We start from the raw sequence: 14554 nt of genomic DNA, 5'->3' as shown, positions 1-14554 counted from the left end.
CTCAGAGGAGGAGCGACCAGACGAGGAGCCCGATGGAGGCGGCGATGAGCACGACAAAGACGGCCGGGTTCCAGGCGAGAACCTTCCGCCCGTCGAGCACGCTGATCGGGAGCATATTGAAGGTCGCGATCATCGCGTTGATCCGGAGGCCGACGAGGCCGACGAGAGCGATGAGTCCGCCGCCGCCGAAGAGCATCAGCGCCGCGAAGGGTATGCAGAGGAGGAGGTTCGTGATCGGGCCCGCCGCCGATATCCGGCCGTTCTCCGTTCGCGTCGCGTTCCCGTAGACGTAGGTCGCTCCCGGCGCCGCAAAGACGACCCCGACGAGCGCCGCCATCACCACGGCGACGAGGAGCATCTGGTTGTCCTTCTGAAATTCGGCCCAGTAGCCGTAGCGCATCGCGGCGAACTTATGCGCCAGCTCGTGCAGGACGAAGGCGACGCCCACCGTGACGAGCGACATCACGAAGAAGAAGACCAACCCCATGAAGTCCACTCCGCCCCTGACGTAGATCAGGGTGAAGGCGATCGAGATGGCAAGCCACGCGATCAGGAGATCCCGGCGTTCACGCAGCGGTATTCGTTCCAGCATCGGATATCAGGTTTGTCCCGGCACGATAATATCCTTCGCCTCACCGGGCACGACCCGTCAGGTTTATTCACCGGCCGCGGTCAATCATGTAGTATGTCCCTAGATGCCGTCAGGAACGATATCCGCGAGATCGACGAGAAAATCATCGATCTGGTTGCGGAACGGCAGAGACGTGCGGCCGAGGTCGCGAGGATCAAGCAGGAGGAGGGTCTCTCCATCCATGATCCGGCGCAGCGAAAGATCGTCCTCGACCGGGTCTTCACCTACGCCGTCGAGAGCCGGATCGACCCGGTCGCCGTCCGGAGGGTCTTCGAGATCCTGATCGATATGAGCGAGGAGCGGCAGCGGGAGTGCAGCGGCGACGGCAATCTGCCGTGAGAGGAAAAAGAGTTAGAGGGTGAGCATCGTCCCGACGCCCTGGTTGGTGAAGAGTTCGAGGAGCAGGTTGTGCTCCTTGTTGCCGTTCACGACGTGGGCGCTCGTAACCCCGCTCCTGACCGCCTTCATGCACCCGTCGAGCTTCGGGATCATCCCGCCGGCGATGATTCCGTTGCTGATCATCGTCTCCGCTTCGGTAAGGGAGAGCCGGTGGTAGACCGTCGTCCGGTCGGCGTCCATCACGCCGTCGACGTCTGTTAGGTTGACCAGTTTGAATGCGCCAAGAGCGATCGCGATCTCCGCGGCGGCGGTGTCGGCGTTGATGTTCAGGCTCCTCCCCTGCCGGTCGATGGCGATCGGGGCCACCACCGGGATGTAGTTCTGGGCGAGGAGGCAGTGGAGCACCTCGGGGTCGACCTCCTCGATCTCGCCGACCTGGCCGAGATCCACCTCCTGTTCGACCTCCCCGACCTTCACCCGCTGCGGCTCCATCTTCCGGGCGATGAGGAGGTTGCCGTCGTTGCCGGAGATCCCGACCGCACGGGTGCCGCAGTTCGCGATGAGGGAGACTATGCCGTCGTTGATCTTGCCTACAAGAACCATCTGGGCGATCTCGAGCGTCTCGGCGTCCGTGATCCGGAGCCCCCCGACGAATTTGGGCTCTTTGCCCATCGCCTGCATCTTCGTGGTGATCTCCGGCCCCCCGCCGTGAACCAGGACGACCTTCATCCCGACGTAGCGGAGAAGAACGGCGTCCCGGATAACCGTCTCGAGGATGCTCTGGTCGACCATCGCGTGGCCGCCGAGCTTGATCACGATCGTCTTGCCGTAAAACTTCTGGATGTAAGGGAGTGCCTCCATCAGCACGTCTTCTCGTTTCATGTCGTGTACTTCCCGTTGATCTCTACGTACTTCTCGGTGAGGTCGCACCCCCACGCGGTCGCCGTTCCGTCGCCTGCCGCAAGGTCGAGGTCGAACGCGACGGTCGCACCGCGCATCGCGGCTTTCGCCGCCCCGAGGTCGGCGACGATCTCGCCGCGGCGGACGAGCGGTATCTCCCCGACCGAGAGCGAGACGGCGTAGGGGTCGAACTCCACGCCGGCCCTTCCCGCCGCCGCGACCACCCGGCCCCAGTTCGGGTCTTCGCCGTAGATCGCGGTCTTGACGAGCGGGGAGGCGATGACCGTCCGGGCCACGGCGGCGGCGGCGTCCTCGTCGGGAGCACCGCGGACGGTCATCTCGAGGAGTTTCGTCGCCCCTTCACCGTCGCGGGCGATCTGGACCGCAAGGTCGCGGCAGACGGTCTCGACGGCCTTCGCGAGCTCGGCCCGGTCAACCCGGCCCGCGGCGCCGGTCGCGGTGCAGAGGGCGACGTCGTTCGTGCTGGTGTCGCCGTCGACGACGACCCGGTTGAACGACCGCCGGGTCGCCTGGCGAAGGATATCCGAGAGAACAGGAGCCTCCACCTCGGCATCGGTGTAGATGAACGCGAGCATCGTTCCCATGTTCGGGGCGATCATCCCGCTTCCTTTGGTGATCCCGCCGACGGAGAACGACTCCGTCCGGACGAGGGCGTGTTTCGGGAACGTGTCGGTCGTCATGATCGCCTTCGCCGCCGCATCCTCGGCCTCTGCGCTCCGGGCAAGGAGGGATGCGACCCGCCCGCACTGGTCGCGGATCAGGGGGAGGTCGAGGTAGCGCCCGATCACCCCGGTGCTCGCGACGCCGACCGATGCCGGGTCGAAGCCGAGCGCTCCGCCCGCCACCTCGCACATCTCCACCGCGTCGCGGTAGCCCCGCTCGCCGGTGTAGGCGTTCGCGCACCCGCTGTTGACGACGACGGCGTCAAGAGTTCCTCTCTTCATCCGCTCCATCATCACCTCGACCGGGGCCGCCCGCATCTTATTCGACGTGAAGACCCCGGCCGCGGTTCCGCTCGCCCGGATCAGCGCGAGCCCGAATTTGCCTTCCTTGATACCCCAGGCGCTGACGCCCTCGACCGCACAGATGCTCTTCATGACGACCCCTCCCCCGAAGACGCCCCGAGGCCGTGGACGATATCCGCCCGGGTGACGATCCCGACCAGTCTTCCGTCGCGGAGAACCGGGAGGCGTGCAATACCCTCGCGGAGCATCAGGGAAGCCGCATCGGCGATATCCGAATCCTCGTCGATGGCGATGACCGGGCTGCTCATCACCCGCCGAACCTCCATGTTGCCGATATCGGTGAGCGCCCGCTTCGTCCGCTCCCAGTTGATGAACTCCCTGACCGGGACCTCGATCACCTCGAGCGGCGACGGGAGCCAGAGGTCGTCGGAGATGTCCCCGGTATCGAGGAGCGAGAGGATGTCCGTCTCGGTGACGATACCCGCCACCCGGTCGCCGTCCATCACGGGAAGCCCGCCGATATGGTACTTCCGGAGCAGTCCGGCTGCTTCGCTCACCGTTGAAGCGACCCGGACGGTCACGGGGTCCGGGGTCATAACGTCTCTTACCTTCATCGCCGTCACCTCAGGGGAGCATCCCGGCGGTGCGCAGACCGGTGTCTTCCGCAAACCCGCACATCAGGTTCATGTTCTGGATCGCCTGGCCGCTCGCGCCCTTGACCAGGTTGTCGATCGCCGAGACCGCGACGACCCGGTCGCCCTCGCTCTCGACGGCGACGTCGCAGAAGTTCGTTCCCCGGACGGCCGCAAGGGTCGGTCTCTGGTAACGGACGAAGAACTCGTCTGCGTAGAACTTCTTATAGAGTGCCTCGACCTCGTCCTGCCCCATCGGCTCGTCGAGGAGGAGGTGGGCCGTCGTCAGGATGCCCCGGTTCACCGGGAGGAGGTGGGGCGTGAAGTAGCACCGGGCGTTCGAGCCGAGCCGGGCGGCTTCCTGCTTCATCTCCGCGAGGTGGCGGTGGCTCGTCCACTTGTAGGCGGTGAAGTTGTCGCCGACGTTCGGGTAGTGAGTGGTCGCGGAGGGGGAGGTTCCCGCGCCCGAAACCCCGGTCTTCGAGTCGTAGATGATGGTGTGAGCGAGTTTCGCGAGCGGTGCCGCCGCAAGCGTCGCTCCCGTCGGGAAGCAGCCCGGGTTCGCGACGAACGAGGCGCCGCGGACCTCGTCGCGGTGGAGTTCGGGGAGGCCGTAGGGCGCCTCGAAGTAGGCGGTGTGGGTTACACCGTAGGTCTTCTCGTAGACGTCCTTCGCGAGACGGTAGTCGGCCGAGAGGTCGACGGTTTTGATCCCGCGCTCTGCAAGCGTCCCGGCAACCTTCATCGCCGCCGTGTGCGGTACGGCGAGAAAGGCAAAGTCGGCGTCGATCTCGCCGGCCTCCGTGTTCCGGAAGACGAGATCGGTCAGTCCCCGGAGATGGGGATGCACCGAGGCGACGGGGGTGCCGTCCAGTTTCCGGGACGTCGCCGCGACGACGTCCGCGGACGGGTGGTGCAGTAGGAGCCGCATCAGCTCGCCGCCGGTGTATCCGGATGCACCGATAATCGCAATTTCCATAAGAGGAGGTGTCTTTTATAGAATCTTAAGGCTTTGCGGTGCAGCGTTCGTAGAGGCGGGCGGCCAGGGACTCGATCTCGTCTCTTCCCTCGAGCCCTTCGAGGAGATCGGGCGGGAGGGCGGATCTCCCGTAGACGGCGCCCGCGTATGCCCCGCAGATGAGCGCGATGGTGTCGGTGTTCCCGCCGACGTGCGCCGCGGTGGTGAGGAGGGCCGTGACGTCTTTGATTCTGCTGATCAGGAAGAAGGCGAGCGGAACGGTCTGGTAGACGGTGACGTCGTTCCCTATCACCGAGAGCGCGCTCTCGAGGCTGATCCCCTCGTTTGCAAGATTCACGGCGTCGCGAACCTTGTTGCCGAGGGCGACGTCCTCGAGGGCGGCATGCTTCCCGGCGAGCTCGAGGGCGTCGGAGCGGCCGCGGACGGCGTGGTGGACGAGCATCGCGACGGTGACCGCTCCCGCGTGCGCCGCCGGGTGGGTATGGGTGACGCTGCAGGCCTGGACCACCCGTTCGGTGACGTCGATGGGGTCGCCGTAGAGGAGGCCAAACGGGACGGCGATCCCGGTGCAGCCGGCGGTATTGGAGGAGACGCCGCCCGGTTTGCCGCCGGAGAGAAGGAGGTGGCGGCACGCGGCGTCAACGGCGCCGTCGGGGAACCGGAGTTCCTCGTTCATGTACATCCGGGCAAGGGCGGCCGCGTATGCCTTCTCGGAGTAGGTGCCGTCGGCGAGCATCCCGGCGACGAGGAGCATCATCTGGGTATCGTCCGTGAACTGCCCGGGTTTCAGCCCCGTGTTCGGGTGCCCCCGCCACGGCCGGCGGTATCCCTCGTGGAGGCGCTGGAAGTCCGGCGGCGTGCTCTCCCGCGCCATGCCGAGCGCGTCCCCGATGGCGGCCCCGAGGAGACAGCCCTTGAACTGATCGAGCATCTTAGGTAGTATCTCTTATAGGGTTGCTCTTAAGGGTTGTTGTTCTGCGCGCGGGGAAGAACGGCAGAGCGGTAACTCATGCTGTCCGAGCGGCTGAGAGGAAGTCGCTCTCGCCGGAGATCCCTCTTCCCGGATGACCCATCGGGGCTATGAGAACGAACGGCTATTCAGGGACGAAGGCGACGGCCGGAAAGAAGAGCAGACTCACGGTGCGTCCTTCCCGCGGGACCTCCGGATGAGGAAGTAGCCCACCGCGAGCACGATCACGGCTCCCAGGCCGCACGCGAGGTGCACGGGGTTGTAGAAGATGGTGGACGCACTTTCGGAACCGTGATACGTCGTCGTATCTCCGGGCTCCGCCAGCACGGCCTCCCGGCCCTCCCCCGCATCGGCCGGAGGTTCTCCACCCGGAGATGCGCACGCTATGCCGCTGCCGGCCAGGATGAAGAGCAGCAGGGCGACAGAGATCAACCCCCTCCGACCGATACCGCTTATGAATCGCCTTTCTTCCATCGATTTCACCTTCTGTCGCGTCCCGGGACACCGAACCCGGTATTCATGACGGAAAAGTCAACGCTCTTCTATAAACCCTTTCTGTGCCGCGCATCTACACATTGGGTTCACCAGATTGCCTTCGACCCCAAATGCGACCGCAAGGGGGCCAGAAAAGAGTGCCGCTCCGGACGACGGAAAGGCTTACACGGCGGCGAGAGCAGGTAACCGGGTTGTTGAACAACAAAAAAGGGCATCCGTAATTCTGGCCCTATCTCCGCCTCCGGTACAGGACAAAACCCACCCCGGCACCAAGAACCGCGAAGACCGCCCCAAACCCCGGCGTCGTTGTCTGGATCGACTGCCCGGACGCCAGATCCGAAGGGACCTGCACAACATCGGTCTTCTGATCGGCTCGAACGGTAATCTCCCAGACAATCCGGTCGCCGCCGTAGACTTTCAGCACGATGTTCTCGACGCTGGCGCCCGGGGGCTGTCCGGAGAGGGCCTGCGCCTCCGCTTCGGCTCTCCCGACCGTGAGGTTCTCCTCCGAGACGTATGTTGTAGAGACAATCTCTCCTCCTGAGAGGAGGACGATGTACTCCGTGAACACGCCGGTATCGTTGATGAAATAGACCTGCGCACGCGAAGGCCTGGCCGTAACCTCCTCATAGCGGTTTGGGGATTGACTCTCAATGTACGACCGCAGCTCTGCATCGTTGCTGAGCGCCGGGTACTTCGCAAAGATCTCCGGGAACCGGAGCTCTGCGGCCAGGGGCATCGCCTCGTCGCAGCCGATAATCCAGATGCGTTCAATAGACTGTTCGCCGCCGTGTTCATCGGCTATCCGGTTAAAGTAGACGAGCTGTTCTTCGCAGGCGTTCGCCGGCACGACGTACACGTACTTGTGGGTGTGATTGTACACACCCTCATGCCACCAGATCTCTCCGTGTTCGGCTATGAACGCGGTAATCGTCTCGTTGGTCTTCGCGTTCGGGTGGACCCCGTACAGGATCTGGGTCTGGTTTCCCTGTCCGGGAAGGGGCGTCACTACTGCACCTGCAGAGGCGCTGCAAGCGAGTACCGCAATGACGAGCCCGAGTGCCAGAAGGACAATATCTTTCTTCATAAAAAAGGGTTAATTGTACCTCGGAACCTCTCCGAGGAGAATCTGTGTTCTGAAGTCTTCATACCTAAGAATGCCGTCGCCGGTCGGGTCGTTCGGATCCAGGGTGTAATAGGAGTCATCGGCGTCACCGTAGACAGTGATGTTGATGTGAGTGTTTCCTGCTGTCTTATAAACTTGCGGGTTATCAAACGAGTTCCACGTCGGATCCGAGTGTATCCAGGCATTTCCATTCCACGATTCTGCGATGGCATGCCCTGATACATTACCAGTAGACACTTCTTGCATGGTGAACGACAGGAACCGCGTCGGGATGCCCAGCGCCCGGGTGGAAGCGGTGTACAGAGTCCCATACTCATCGCAGACTCCCACGTACTTCCCGTCTATGGGGGATGGGTGATCCATAGTGTACAGGTCGGACATGTCTATTTTGAGCAGAAGGAAATGCGTTATATGCCGTTGGATTGCCCACGTTGTCAGGAAGCCGCCGGATCGGGCAGATACGGGTCGACCAGGTCCCGGAGTTCGTCGCGGCCACGTGAAGCGCCCCAGGCCCCGCAACCATCCCCCAGCCGCGTGATGATCATGTTCTCCGGCTGGTCCTCGAGATGCAGAAAGGAGATCGCTTCGTCTATAGGGATCTCCCGTGGGACCCATCGATGATATAACTCGTCTCGAATGTCGTTGGAACCGGGAAATGCATCGCGACACAGGTGCCGTTCCAGGCCGAGAGATCGTCAAGCACCCTGCCGCCGCTTTCGGGCGCTTCCAATCTGCCGGAGTGGAACGAGAATCCCGAGGACCGGGAGTAGGACGTCGAGCCCGAGCAGATACACCCAGACCTCGATAGCCGGGAAGAACGAACCGTGCACCTGGAGCAGAACAAAAGAGACGATGCCGAACCAGGAAAGGATCAGTAGCGGCAGGCAGAAGACGACCACAGCGAGCCAGGCAGACTCCCGCACCGGGATGTTTCCCCCGGTGAAGGACGGTCGAAAGAACCAGACGAAGAGAGCAGCGGTGAAGAGGGCCGCAAGGGTAGAGATCACCCACAGGGAGAGGCTGAGCCAGCGGAGCAGGATCGCCATGGAGAGGAGAACGGTACTGAAGGCGATCAGGATATACTCCTTTGTCGTGATCCGCCCCCGGTCCCGGCCGGTGAGGCGGGGCCAGGCGTACCAGAGAAAGAGAACAACGGCAAATGTGCCGAGGAGGAAGAGATAGACCCGACCCAGGGAAACTACGGTCTCCAGAGTCACAAGAACCACCTGAGTAAAGCCGAATTCAGTCATGCCGGTACTCCGGAGGGCGTATCCGCGGGCAGATTTCTCCTACGGATATCCAAAAACCGGGGAAGAAGGGTAGATCTCACTGCTTCCCCTCATCGGCAAAGACATATTCGACATACGGTTCCTCAACGCCGTCCCGGAGCGCGGTTCCGGAAAACGCATAAACCGGCCGAACGAGGTCCTGCACAAAGCCCCTTGGCTCCATCCAGTAACCAATCGCGATATGCTCGATCGTGATCTGATCGTACTCTTGTCCCGTGTGAGGGCGGACAGTCCGTGCTGCACGAAGATCCTCATACGCCTCCCCGGGGGATCGGAGGCTGACATTCCCGTCCGGCGTCACCTCACGCCAGATTTTCACGAGCCCGACGACCTTGCCGCCGTCACCCAGGATCGCCGCGAATTCGTCGCCATAGACCGGCAGTCCGTCGAGTGACCGGCCGAACCTGACTGCCTTGGTGATGTCGTACGACACCTTCGGCTCGGTGGCACCTGCTTCCCAGGCCTCCTGCTTCTGGTTCACCTCGGTCTTCACGACCCGGGCATCCGGCGACTGCATGCCGGTCTTCTCCAGGAACGCAAGCGCAATCTTCTCTGCCTCCGCATCCGAGGGAAGGTCCGGCTGCCGGGTCACTTCGGTCGGCAGTTCCAGATCAGGGATGTGGTAGGCCACGGCGCCGGAATGTGCATACACCGATACCTGCTCCTCCGGGTCCTTCGAGGCATCGATGAGGAGGAACTCCCCGGTCTTTTTGTTCATCGTCCCCGGTTCCCCCGCAAGCCCGAACCGCTCCGCAACCTCCCGGACCTGCTCTTCCGTGACGGTGACAGGGACTGCCCGGTAGAGCGTGTACGAGTCCCGCACCTCCGGGAACTCAGCGTTGAGGGAGTATCTGTCTTCACCTGCGCCCGCCCTGGCGGGAAGAGGGCTTTCCGGGACCTGGCCCGGACCAAGAACCCATACGCACCCGACTATGATCGCGAGAGCGAGACAGACGAGTGCACCGATCTTTCGTGGCATTTTAAGACCTTCTATGTACTATCCCGGGAGATTCCGCTGCCCGGGGCGGGAGGGGCGTGCCTTCGCACACGGAATGCGTAGACCCTGTTGCCGCTTCCTGTGCCGAGCAGGGTGCGAGCGGCCTTGCACCATGAAGCGAATAACTCCGGAGCATAAGATTCTCCAAGGTAGCAGTGTGATCAGGGAGAATGGCCGGCCCGACCACCCCATAGTAAACAACGAAGTAATCGTCGTGTTCCGGGGACAGCGGCTTCTCAACAACGGTGAAATAACCAAAAGACGTTTCATTATCGAATTTTGTTACGGCAACGGGACTAAAGATCGGTTCCCCCTGTGATAAATCAGGTTCTTTGGAGAGGAACAGCTCAGCGGAAGAGACATTCCCAGATGCTCGGAGGTGGCTGCAGAGGACCATCTCAGCCTGTAAGAGGTCTGCCTTGTCATCGAAGTACCAGTTGACGACCAGATACCGATCACCCGACACGGTGTCGACATACATTGCATAGCTGCAGTGCCGTGAGAGGACCGGGAATAAGGATGGACACCCGTCTTCGATATCGCCGAGCAGGACAACATTCCCATCGATCGTTCTATTTACGGCGACAGAGCCGTTCTCCGCATACTCGTACCGGGGCTGCGGGATATACCATTTCTGCAGGGCCTCAGGGGGAGGATACCCAGGACCGATGGCGAGGAGGTCAATGAGCAGGAGGATACCGAAAGCACCGATAGCGATCAGGAGGAGAATGAATGCGAATTTGCTGGTTCTGTCGGTTTTCAGGGATTTCATCTGGATCTACCACCATAAAGAGGGGTCAGGGCCTCACCCAGGTCGCCATGGCACCCCACCAGTTACCATAGACTACGTTATGGATCTGAGTATCCCATGTGTCATGTATGGACACCCAGCCCTCCGTATAGTCGTGATAACCTACACAGGCAACGCTGTGATCACCATAAGGCCTATCTCCTCCTATAGGCATGCCGCCGCCCCACAGGCTGAACAAAAGGCCTCTGTGCACCCACCTCGCTCTTTACCTCATCAAACGTCATCCAGGCATCGTCGCTTGAATCCATTGAAGAATCACACATTTAAGTGCACAGAACGCCTACGTGCCCATTGCCTCCGGGCATGGGGGGTGCGTCATCCGGGGCGTCAGACCTGGGGATGGGCGACCCCCGCACACAAATGGGTACCGCACGCGGCACCCAATCCGATTCTGTGTCATGAGACCATATAAAACCGGCAGCCATCGTCCGTTTTTTTTCCGAATTCATCTTAAACCCTCTCATTGTGGGGCGATCGCACGGCAGTGTGCCCCCGTCCCCGCCAGGGGGTGTGCCCGAAAGGATGCACTCACCCGATCTCTGGAGAACCGGTTCGGAACAGAAAAACCCAAACCTTTTCTTCGCTGAGGGGGGAGAATGGTACCTCCCGAGATTTTCCCCCAGTCGGCCTCTAAGGCCGGATAATAGCGGGATAGGGTGGCCCGAGGCCAGGCGGTGACGCCCAGACTGATGTTGTGGTTCAGTTCACTTCCTCCGACTTGCCTCCCCCGTGGAAAGAGGCGATGCATATCGAGCACGGGCGACGGGGACTCCCCTTCAGGGCCATGTCGTCAGGACCACGTAATACGCACCCTCGTACTCCATGAGCGGGTACAGCCCCCTCCCCTCTCGGGGACCGTAGGCATCATGGAGCGCCTTGCTCTCCGTGTACGAGACCTTAGTTCCCCCGATGACACGTTGATCCCGGTAGCCCCACTCCCACGCCGAGGGGTTCCGCTCCTCACCCCGGATGACTGCGGCGAGTTCGGGGTGCTGTTCGAAGTCCTGCTCAGTCAGGGGAACGATCACGCTCCCCCCCGGCTCCGCTCTCTCCATAACGTAGAACATCGGCTGTTCCCCAGAACTCTCGTGAGCGTAAATGATGAGGGCGTCGGCGAGCATGAGGCCGAGCGCGATGGCGATGACGCCGGCAAGACCACAGGCGACGACGAGGGCCGCCGTTTTGAGCCGGTTTCTTGATTTCGGATTTTTATCTTCTTCCATTCCAATAGCACCTGTTTTGACCCGATTTTAGGGGATCAGGATGAGAAAGTAGTAATACGCACCCTCGTATTCGATGTACGGCTGGTTTCTCGCCTCGACATCGGGACCAAACGACTCGATAAGTACTTCCCGTTCTAGGTATGTCACCGGAGCGCTCCCAATCGTTCGCTCGTCGAGGACACCGTACGGTGTGTCTCCCGAATACCAGGGTCCGGGACCCCGGTTGTCGCCCCGGATTGCGGAGTCGAGCGCCGGGTGCTGCTCGAAGTCTTTCTCGGTCAGGTGGATGATCGATGCATTTTCCGGCGGCAGTTCGCCCCTGATCTCCCAGACGTCCAATCTCGGGGATCCACCGCTTGCTTCGAGCCAGTTGAAGAGGGCGGTGCACATGAGCACAACCATCGCAACGAGGAGGATGACGCCGATGAACGCCAGAACCCCCTCGATAACCAAACGTCTGTCATGTTTCGATTTCATGTGACCTCTTTTATCTCTTTCGCCCGATCCTGCCAGAAAGAGAACGCCCCGGATCCTTCCGGCGGCCCCCATTCTTCTTTTCTGACACATGCTGCCCGGGGTTTCTGTACCACCAAACCACCCGGTAACAATTTAAAAAGGTGGTAGGGGTGAGACTCGCATCGGCTCCCATCAGGAGTGATAGTTCGCAACTGTCCATTTCGTCTCCCGGATTCTCCTTGCGTTGTCGTGATCGGCATCCCCGTGGTAGTCGTCCGATGAAAATTCAGTGGTACTCATCAACTCATTGAAGTAACTGTATGTCACGGTATTCTTGAGGTTGAGGGGAGGAGAAAACGGTTGATACCACTGGTAGGCCCTACGGTAAGACGGGATCGTCCGGTTTTCATCCAGCTCCTGGTGACCAGCATCAAAGAGGTGCCCCAGTTCATGGATGCTCACGCACCTGCGGCCGTGTGTGGTACCCAGGTACAAGATGTCGTCAGGGACCATCTGAGCCCAGGCATGCCGATGATGATATGGGTAGTAGCCGTAAGTAGCCCCCTGTGCAGAACCGTCTGCATCGTAACCACCAACATACAGTGCAATATCTGCGGCCCAGAGATCAAGGTCGGTGTTCGGATAGATCGCTTGGACCGCAACAACGGGGTTGCTCGTGATGTTAGAATGGTTTGAGAGTTGAACCCGCTTTGAATCGGTATACGCCATTACACAGAGCGTCACCCTAATATCGTCCCGGTCAAACTGCCGGTTCGCTTCGGCTACGATATCCTGAGCGACTGTTTTCCAGTTGTCCTGATCCTGGTAGAACTGGTTATCGGTAACCACCAGCAGATTGACCGTGGCATACTGGTCCTGGAGTTCTCTCATGGAAGATTCCAGATTCTCGGGAACTTCGATCGGAGTGTATCCTTCCGGGGGCGTGAGCGTCCCGTAGTCGATAAGACTCCATTTTTCAGGATTTTCAATATCCTGAGAGCTGTAGATGACATGCAGAGGCGATGCTTCTCCCTTTGCGCGCGCTCGCGACTCGACCGGGGTGATCCAGAATGTTTCGTTACCGAAGGTTACACTCCCGACAAGGGCGTTTTCCCCGGTCGTCAGGAGAACATCGCTCCCGCCAACGCCGACGATCACCCCCTCGTACGAGTCGATGCCGTCGTCGATCTGCTCAAAATCCATCCTGTGCAGTTCGGCCTGGTACTCCTTGCCATGGATCTGGAGGGGGAGTACGCCCCGTATCTGCTTGTTCAGTGCAGCATGATCGAACGTCACGAGATCGTACCGGGTAATGCCCTTCGGGATGTTCAGCTCTTCTGGAGCGTTGATTCCGGATGCTCGCATATCGGATACCGATGTAGTACCCGTGATGAGTACATCCATAGAATCCCCGATGACCAGGACCGGCTCGCTGCTATCTGCGGGAAGGGTCCCTGTGACATCCTGGGCGCTCACCGCAGACACAACCCCCACGCCCACCAGCAGCAGCGCCGTGAGCAAGGAGAATACCCGCATTCCAGTTTTTCCGTTCATTTCGTTTTCCTCCAGTTTCTGTCCACGGAGGCAGGAGAAGCACACGTTTAAGTGCGCAGAATGTGTACATCCTGTTGCCTCCGGGCTTGCGGGGCGCGTCATCCGGGGCGTCAACCGGGGATGGGCGACCCCCGCACACAAACGGGTACCGCATGCGGCACCTTACGCATTTTGAGGTCATTAAAACATATAAAATCAGCAGGCATCGTTCGGCTGGAACCGAACACATCATAAACCTTCTTATGGCAGGACAATAATCCCCGCCCCTGGAGACAGGACCCGCCGACACCCACAGTCCCGGACACCCGCACATTTACCCATCCGCCACGCAGCAGATCGCAAAGTTTAAGATTTGTTCGGCCAGAACCGAACGACGACAGCGGGCTTTATAAGATTCCCCCTCGAATTCGGGTTTAGTTCCGGGTGCAGGAATGCCCGGGCGCTCCTTGAGGGATACTTATGAAACCATGGATCTACATGCTGGCAGCACTCTTCCTGCTCGCGGCTCTGCCTGCTGTCGCCAGCGCCGCACCACCCGCGCACAACTATGACTGTTCGGATACGACGCCGACGGCCTACGACGCACGGGTCGATCAGGGTGCAATGGGCTACGACAACTCGTCGTCCACGAATGCAGTAGCATCGACAGCGTACAATCAGTTCAGGTCGGACGCGATATTCTTCTTCAACGGCCATGGCCTCTACTACGACGACTCGCATAAAGGCGGTGGAATAAAGTTCGCCTCGGAATCCTGGATACTTGCCAGGACCGACGGACACTACCCGGGAAACTACCAGTACTACATAACTGACTACGGAACCGATATCAGGGATGTCCTGCTCGCAGTCTACCTCGCCTGCTATTCGTCGCACTACAACCCTTACAACGGTGATCTGGTCTTAGAGACAGTCACGAACAAAGGTGCAGACATCTGCCTGGGGTTCGACGGCGAGGTCGAGGTCGAAAACGGAAAGTGCTGGTCCGGGAGCTTCTGGGACCGGTTGCGAAACGGGGAGACCGTTGCAAGCGCCGCAAGCAATGCAAAGGACGACTGCTACTTGCACTGGCCGTTCGGTTACCATGGAGTGGACACCTACGAGATCTCCGGCAGTTACAACAGTTATCTCACTCCCGCTCGCTACGGAGTCTATTAATGAGGTGATTC

The 14554-nt window shown here is 60.5% G+C and carries 17 protein-coding genes; 2 read left to right on the top strand and 15 right to left on the bottom strand.

The genetic code is table 11. The features are described from left to right. Position 1: 1 nt before the first annotated feature. The gene (locus MCUHO_RS10310) at positions 2 to 592 is read right to left on the bottom strand and encodes a site-2 protease family protein (protein ID WP_067077910.1); all 591 of its coding nucleotides are present in this window, start codon (positions 590 to 592) and stop codon (positions 2 to 4) included. Between the two features lie 93 nt (positions 593 to 685). Between MCUHO_RS10310 and MCUHO_RS10305 the strand changes: the two genes are divergently transcribed. After that, positions 686 to 970, top strand: coding sequence for a chorismate mutase (locus MCUHO_RS10305; protein WP_067077906.1), 285 nt, complete (start codon positions 686 to 688; stop codon positions 968 to 970). 12 nt (positions 971 to 982) lie between these two features. On the opposite strand, the gene argB is transcribed toward MCUHO_RS10305, so the two are convergent. The 14 genes from argB to MCUHO_RS10235 all read right to left on the bottom strand — a co-directional run bounded on the left by argB (position 983) and on the right by MCUHO_RS10235 (position 13388). Next, entirely contained in the window at positions 983 to 1852 is an 870-nt protein-coding gene (gene argB / locus MCUHO_RS10300) for an acetylglutamate kinase (RefSeq protein ID WP_067077903.1), read from the bottom strand. Continuing rightward, positions 1849 to 2988, bottom strand: a complete 1140-nt coding sequence (gene argJ, locus MCUHO_RS10295; RefSeq protein WP_067077900.1) for a bifunctional glutamate N-acetyltransferase/amino-acid acetyltransferase ArgJ — start codon at positions 2986 to 2988, stop codon at positions 1849 to 1851. The genes argB and argJ overlap by 4 nt, the downstream gene beginning before the upstream one ends. Continuing rightward, entirely contained in the window at positions 2985 to 3470 is a 486-nt protein-coding gene (locus MCUHO_RS10290) for a CBS domain-containing protein (RefSeq protein ID WP_067078851.1), read from the bottom strand. Before MCUHO_RS10290 ends, argJ begins: the two co-directional genes overlap by 4 nt. Positions 3471 to 3480: 10 nt before the next feature. Next, positions 3481 to 4467, bottom strand: a complete 987-nt coding sequence (gene argC, locus MCUHO_RS10285) for an N-acetyl-gamma-glutamyl-phosphate reductase (protein ID WP_067077897.1) — start codon at positions 4465 to 4467, stop codon at positions 3481 to 3483. Positions 4468 to 4492: 25 nt separating this feature from the next. Then, a complete protein-coding gene (locus MCUHO_RS10280; protein WP_067077894.1) occupies positions 4493 to 5398 on the bottom strand; it encodes an ADP-ribosylglycohydrolase family protein in 906 nt (301 codons plus the stop codon). A 204-nt stretch (positions 5399 to 5602) separates the two neighbouring features. Then, positions 5603 to 5911, bottom strand: coding sequence for a hypothetical protein (locus tag MCUHO_RS10275; protein ID WP_067077891.1), 309 nt, complete (start codon positions 5909 to 5911; stop codon positions 5603 to 5605). A 250-nt stretch (positions 5912 to 6161) separates the two neighbouring features. Then, complete coding sequence (locus tag MCUHO_RS10270; RefSeq protein ID WP_067077888.1) at positions 6162 to 7019, bottom strand: hypothetical protein; 858 nt, start codon at positions 7017 to 7019, stop codon at positions 6162 to 6164. 9 nt (positions 7020 to 7028) lie between these two features. Beyond that, on the bottom strand, positions 7029 to 7439 hold the full coding sequence (locus tag MCUHO_RS10265; protein ID WP_054847610.1) for a transglutaminase-like domain-containing protein: 411 nt from the start codon (positions 7437 to 7439) through the stop codon (positions 7029 to 7031). Positions 7440 to 7753: 314 nt separating this feature from the next. Further along, positions 7754 to 8308 carry a hypothetical protein gene (locus MCUHO_RS10260; RefSeq protein WP_153020038.1) on the bottom strand — a complete coding sequence of 185 codons (555 nt, stop codon included), beginning with the start codon at positions 8306 to 8308 and terminating at the stop codon, positions 7754 to 7756. Positions 8309 to 8384: 76 nt separating this feature from the next. Further along, positions 8385 to 9326 (bottom strand): calcium-dependent protein kinase, encoded by a 942-nt coding sequence (locus MCUHO_RS10255; RefSeq protein WP_067077882.1) that lies wholly within the window; start codon positions 9324 to 9326, stop codon positions 8385 to 8387. A 1-nt stretch (position 9327) separates the two neighbouring features. After that, on the bottom strand, positions 9328 to 10116 hold the full coding sequence (locus MCUHO_RS10250) for a hypothetical protein (protein WP_067077879.1): 789 nt from the start codon (positions 10114 to 10116) through the stop codon (positions 9328 to 9330). Positions 10117 to 10931: 815 nt separating this feature from the next. Beyond that, positions 10932 to 11378, bottom strand: a complete 447-nt coding sequence (locus MCUHO_RS10245; RefSeq protein WP_011842993.1) for a hypothetical protein — start codon at positions 11376 to 11378, stop codon at positions 10932 to 10934. 27 nt (positions 11379 to 11405) lie between these two features. Beyond that, entirely contained in the window at positions 11406 to 11855 is a 450-nt protein-coding gene (locus MCUHO_RS10240; RefSeq protein ID WP_048115122.1) for a hypothetical protein, read from the bottom strand. A 171-nt stretch (positions 11856 to 12026) separates the two neighbouring features. Beyond that, entirely contained in the window at positions 12027 to 13388 is a 1362-nt protein-coding gene (locus MCUHO_RS10235) for a hypothetical protein (protein WP_161485897.1), read from the bottom strand. 459 nt (positions 13389 to 13847) lie between these two features. On the opposite strand from MCUHO_RS10235, the gene MCUHO_RS10230 reads away from it, so the two are divergent. Next, complete coding sequence (locus MCUHO_RS10230) at positions 13848 to 14543, top strand: hypothetical protein (protein ID WP_067077873.1); 696 nt, start codon at positions 13848 to 13850, stop codon at positions 14541 to 14543. Positions 14544 to 14554: the final 11 nt, after the last annotated feature.

Source organism: Methanoculleus horonobensis (genome assembly GCF_001602375.1).
Taxonomy (GTDB): Archaea; Halobacteriota; Methanomicrobia; order Methanomicrobiales; family Methanoculleaceae; genus Methanoculleus; species Methanoculleus horonobensis.
This window is presented reverse-complemented; position numbering and strand designations above follow the sequence as displayed.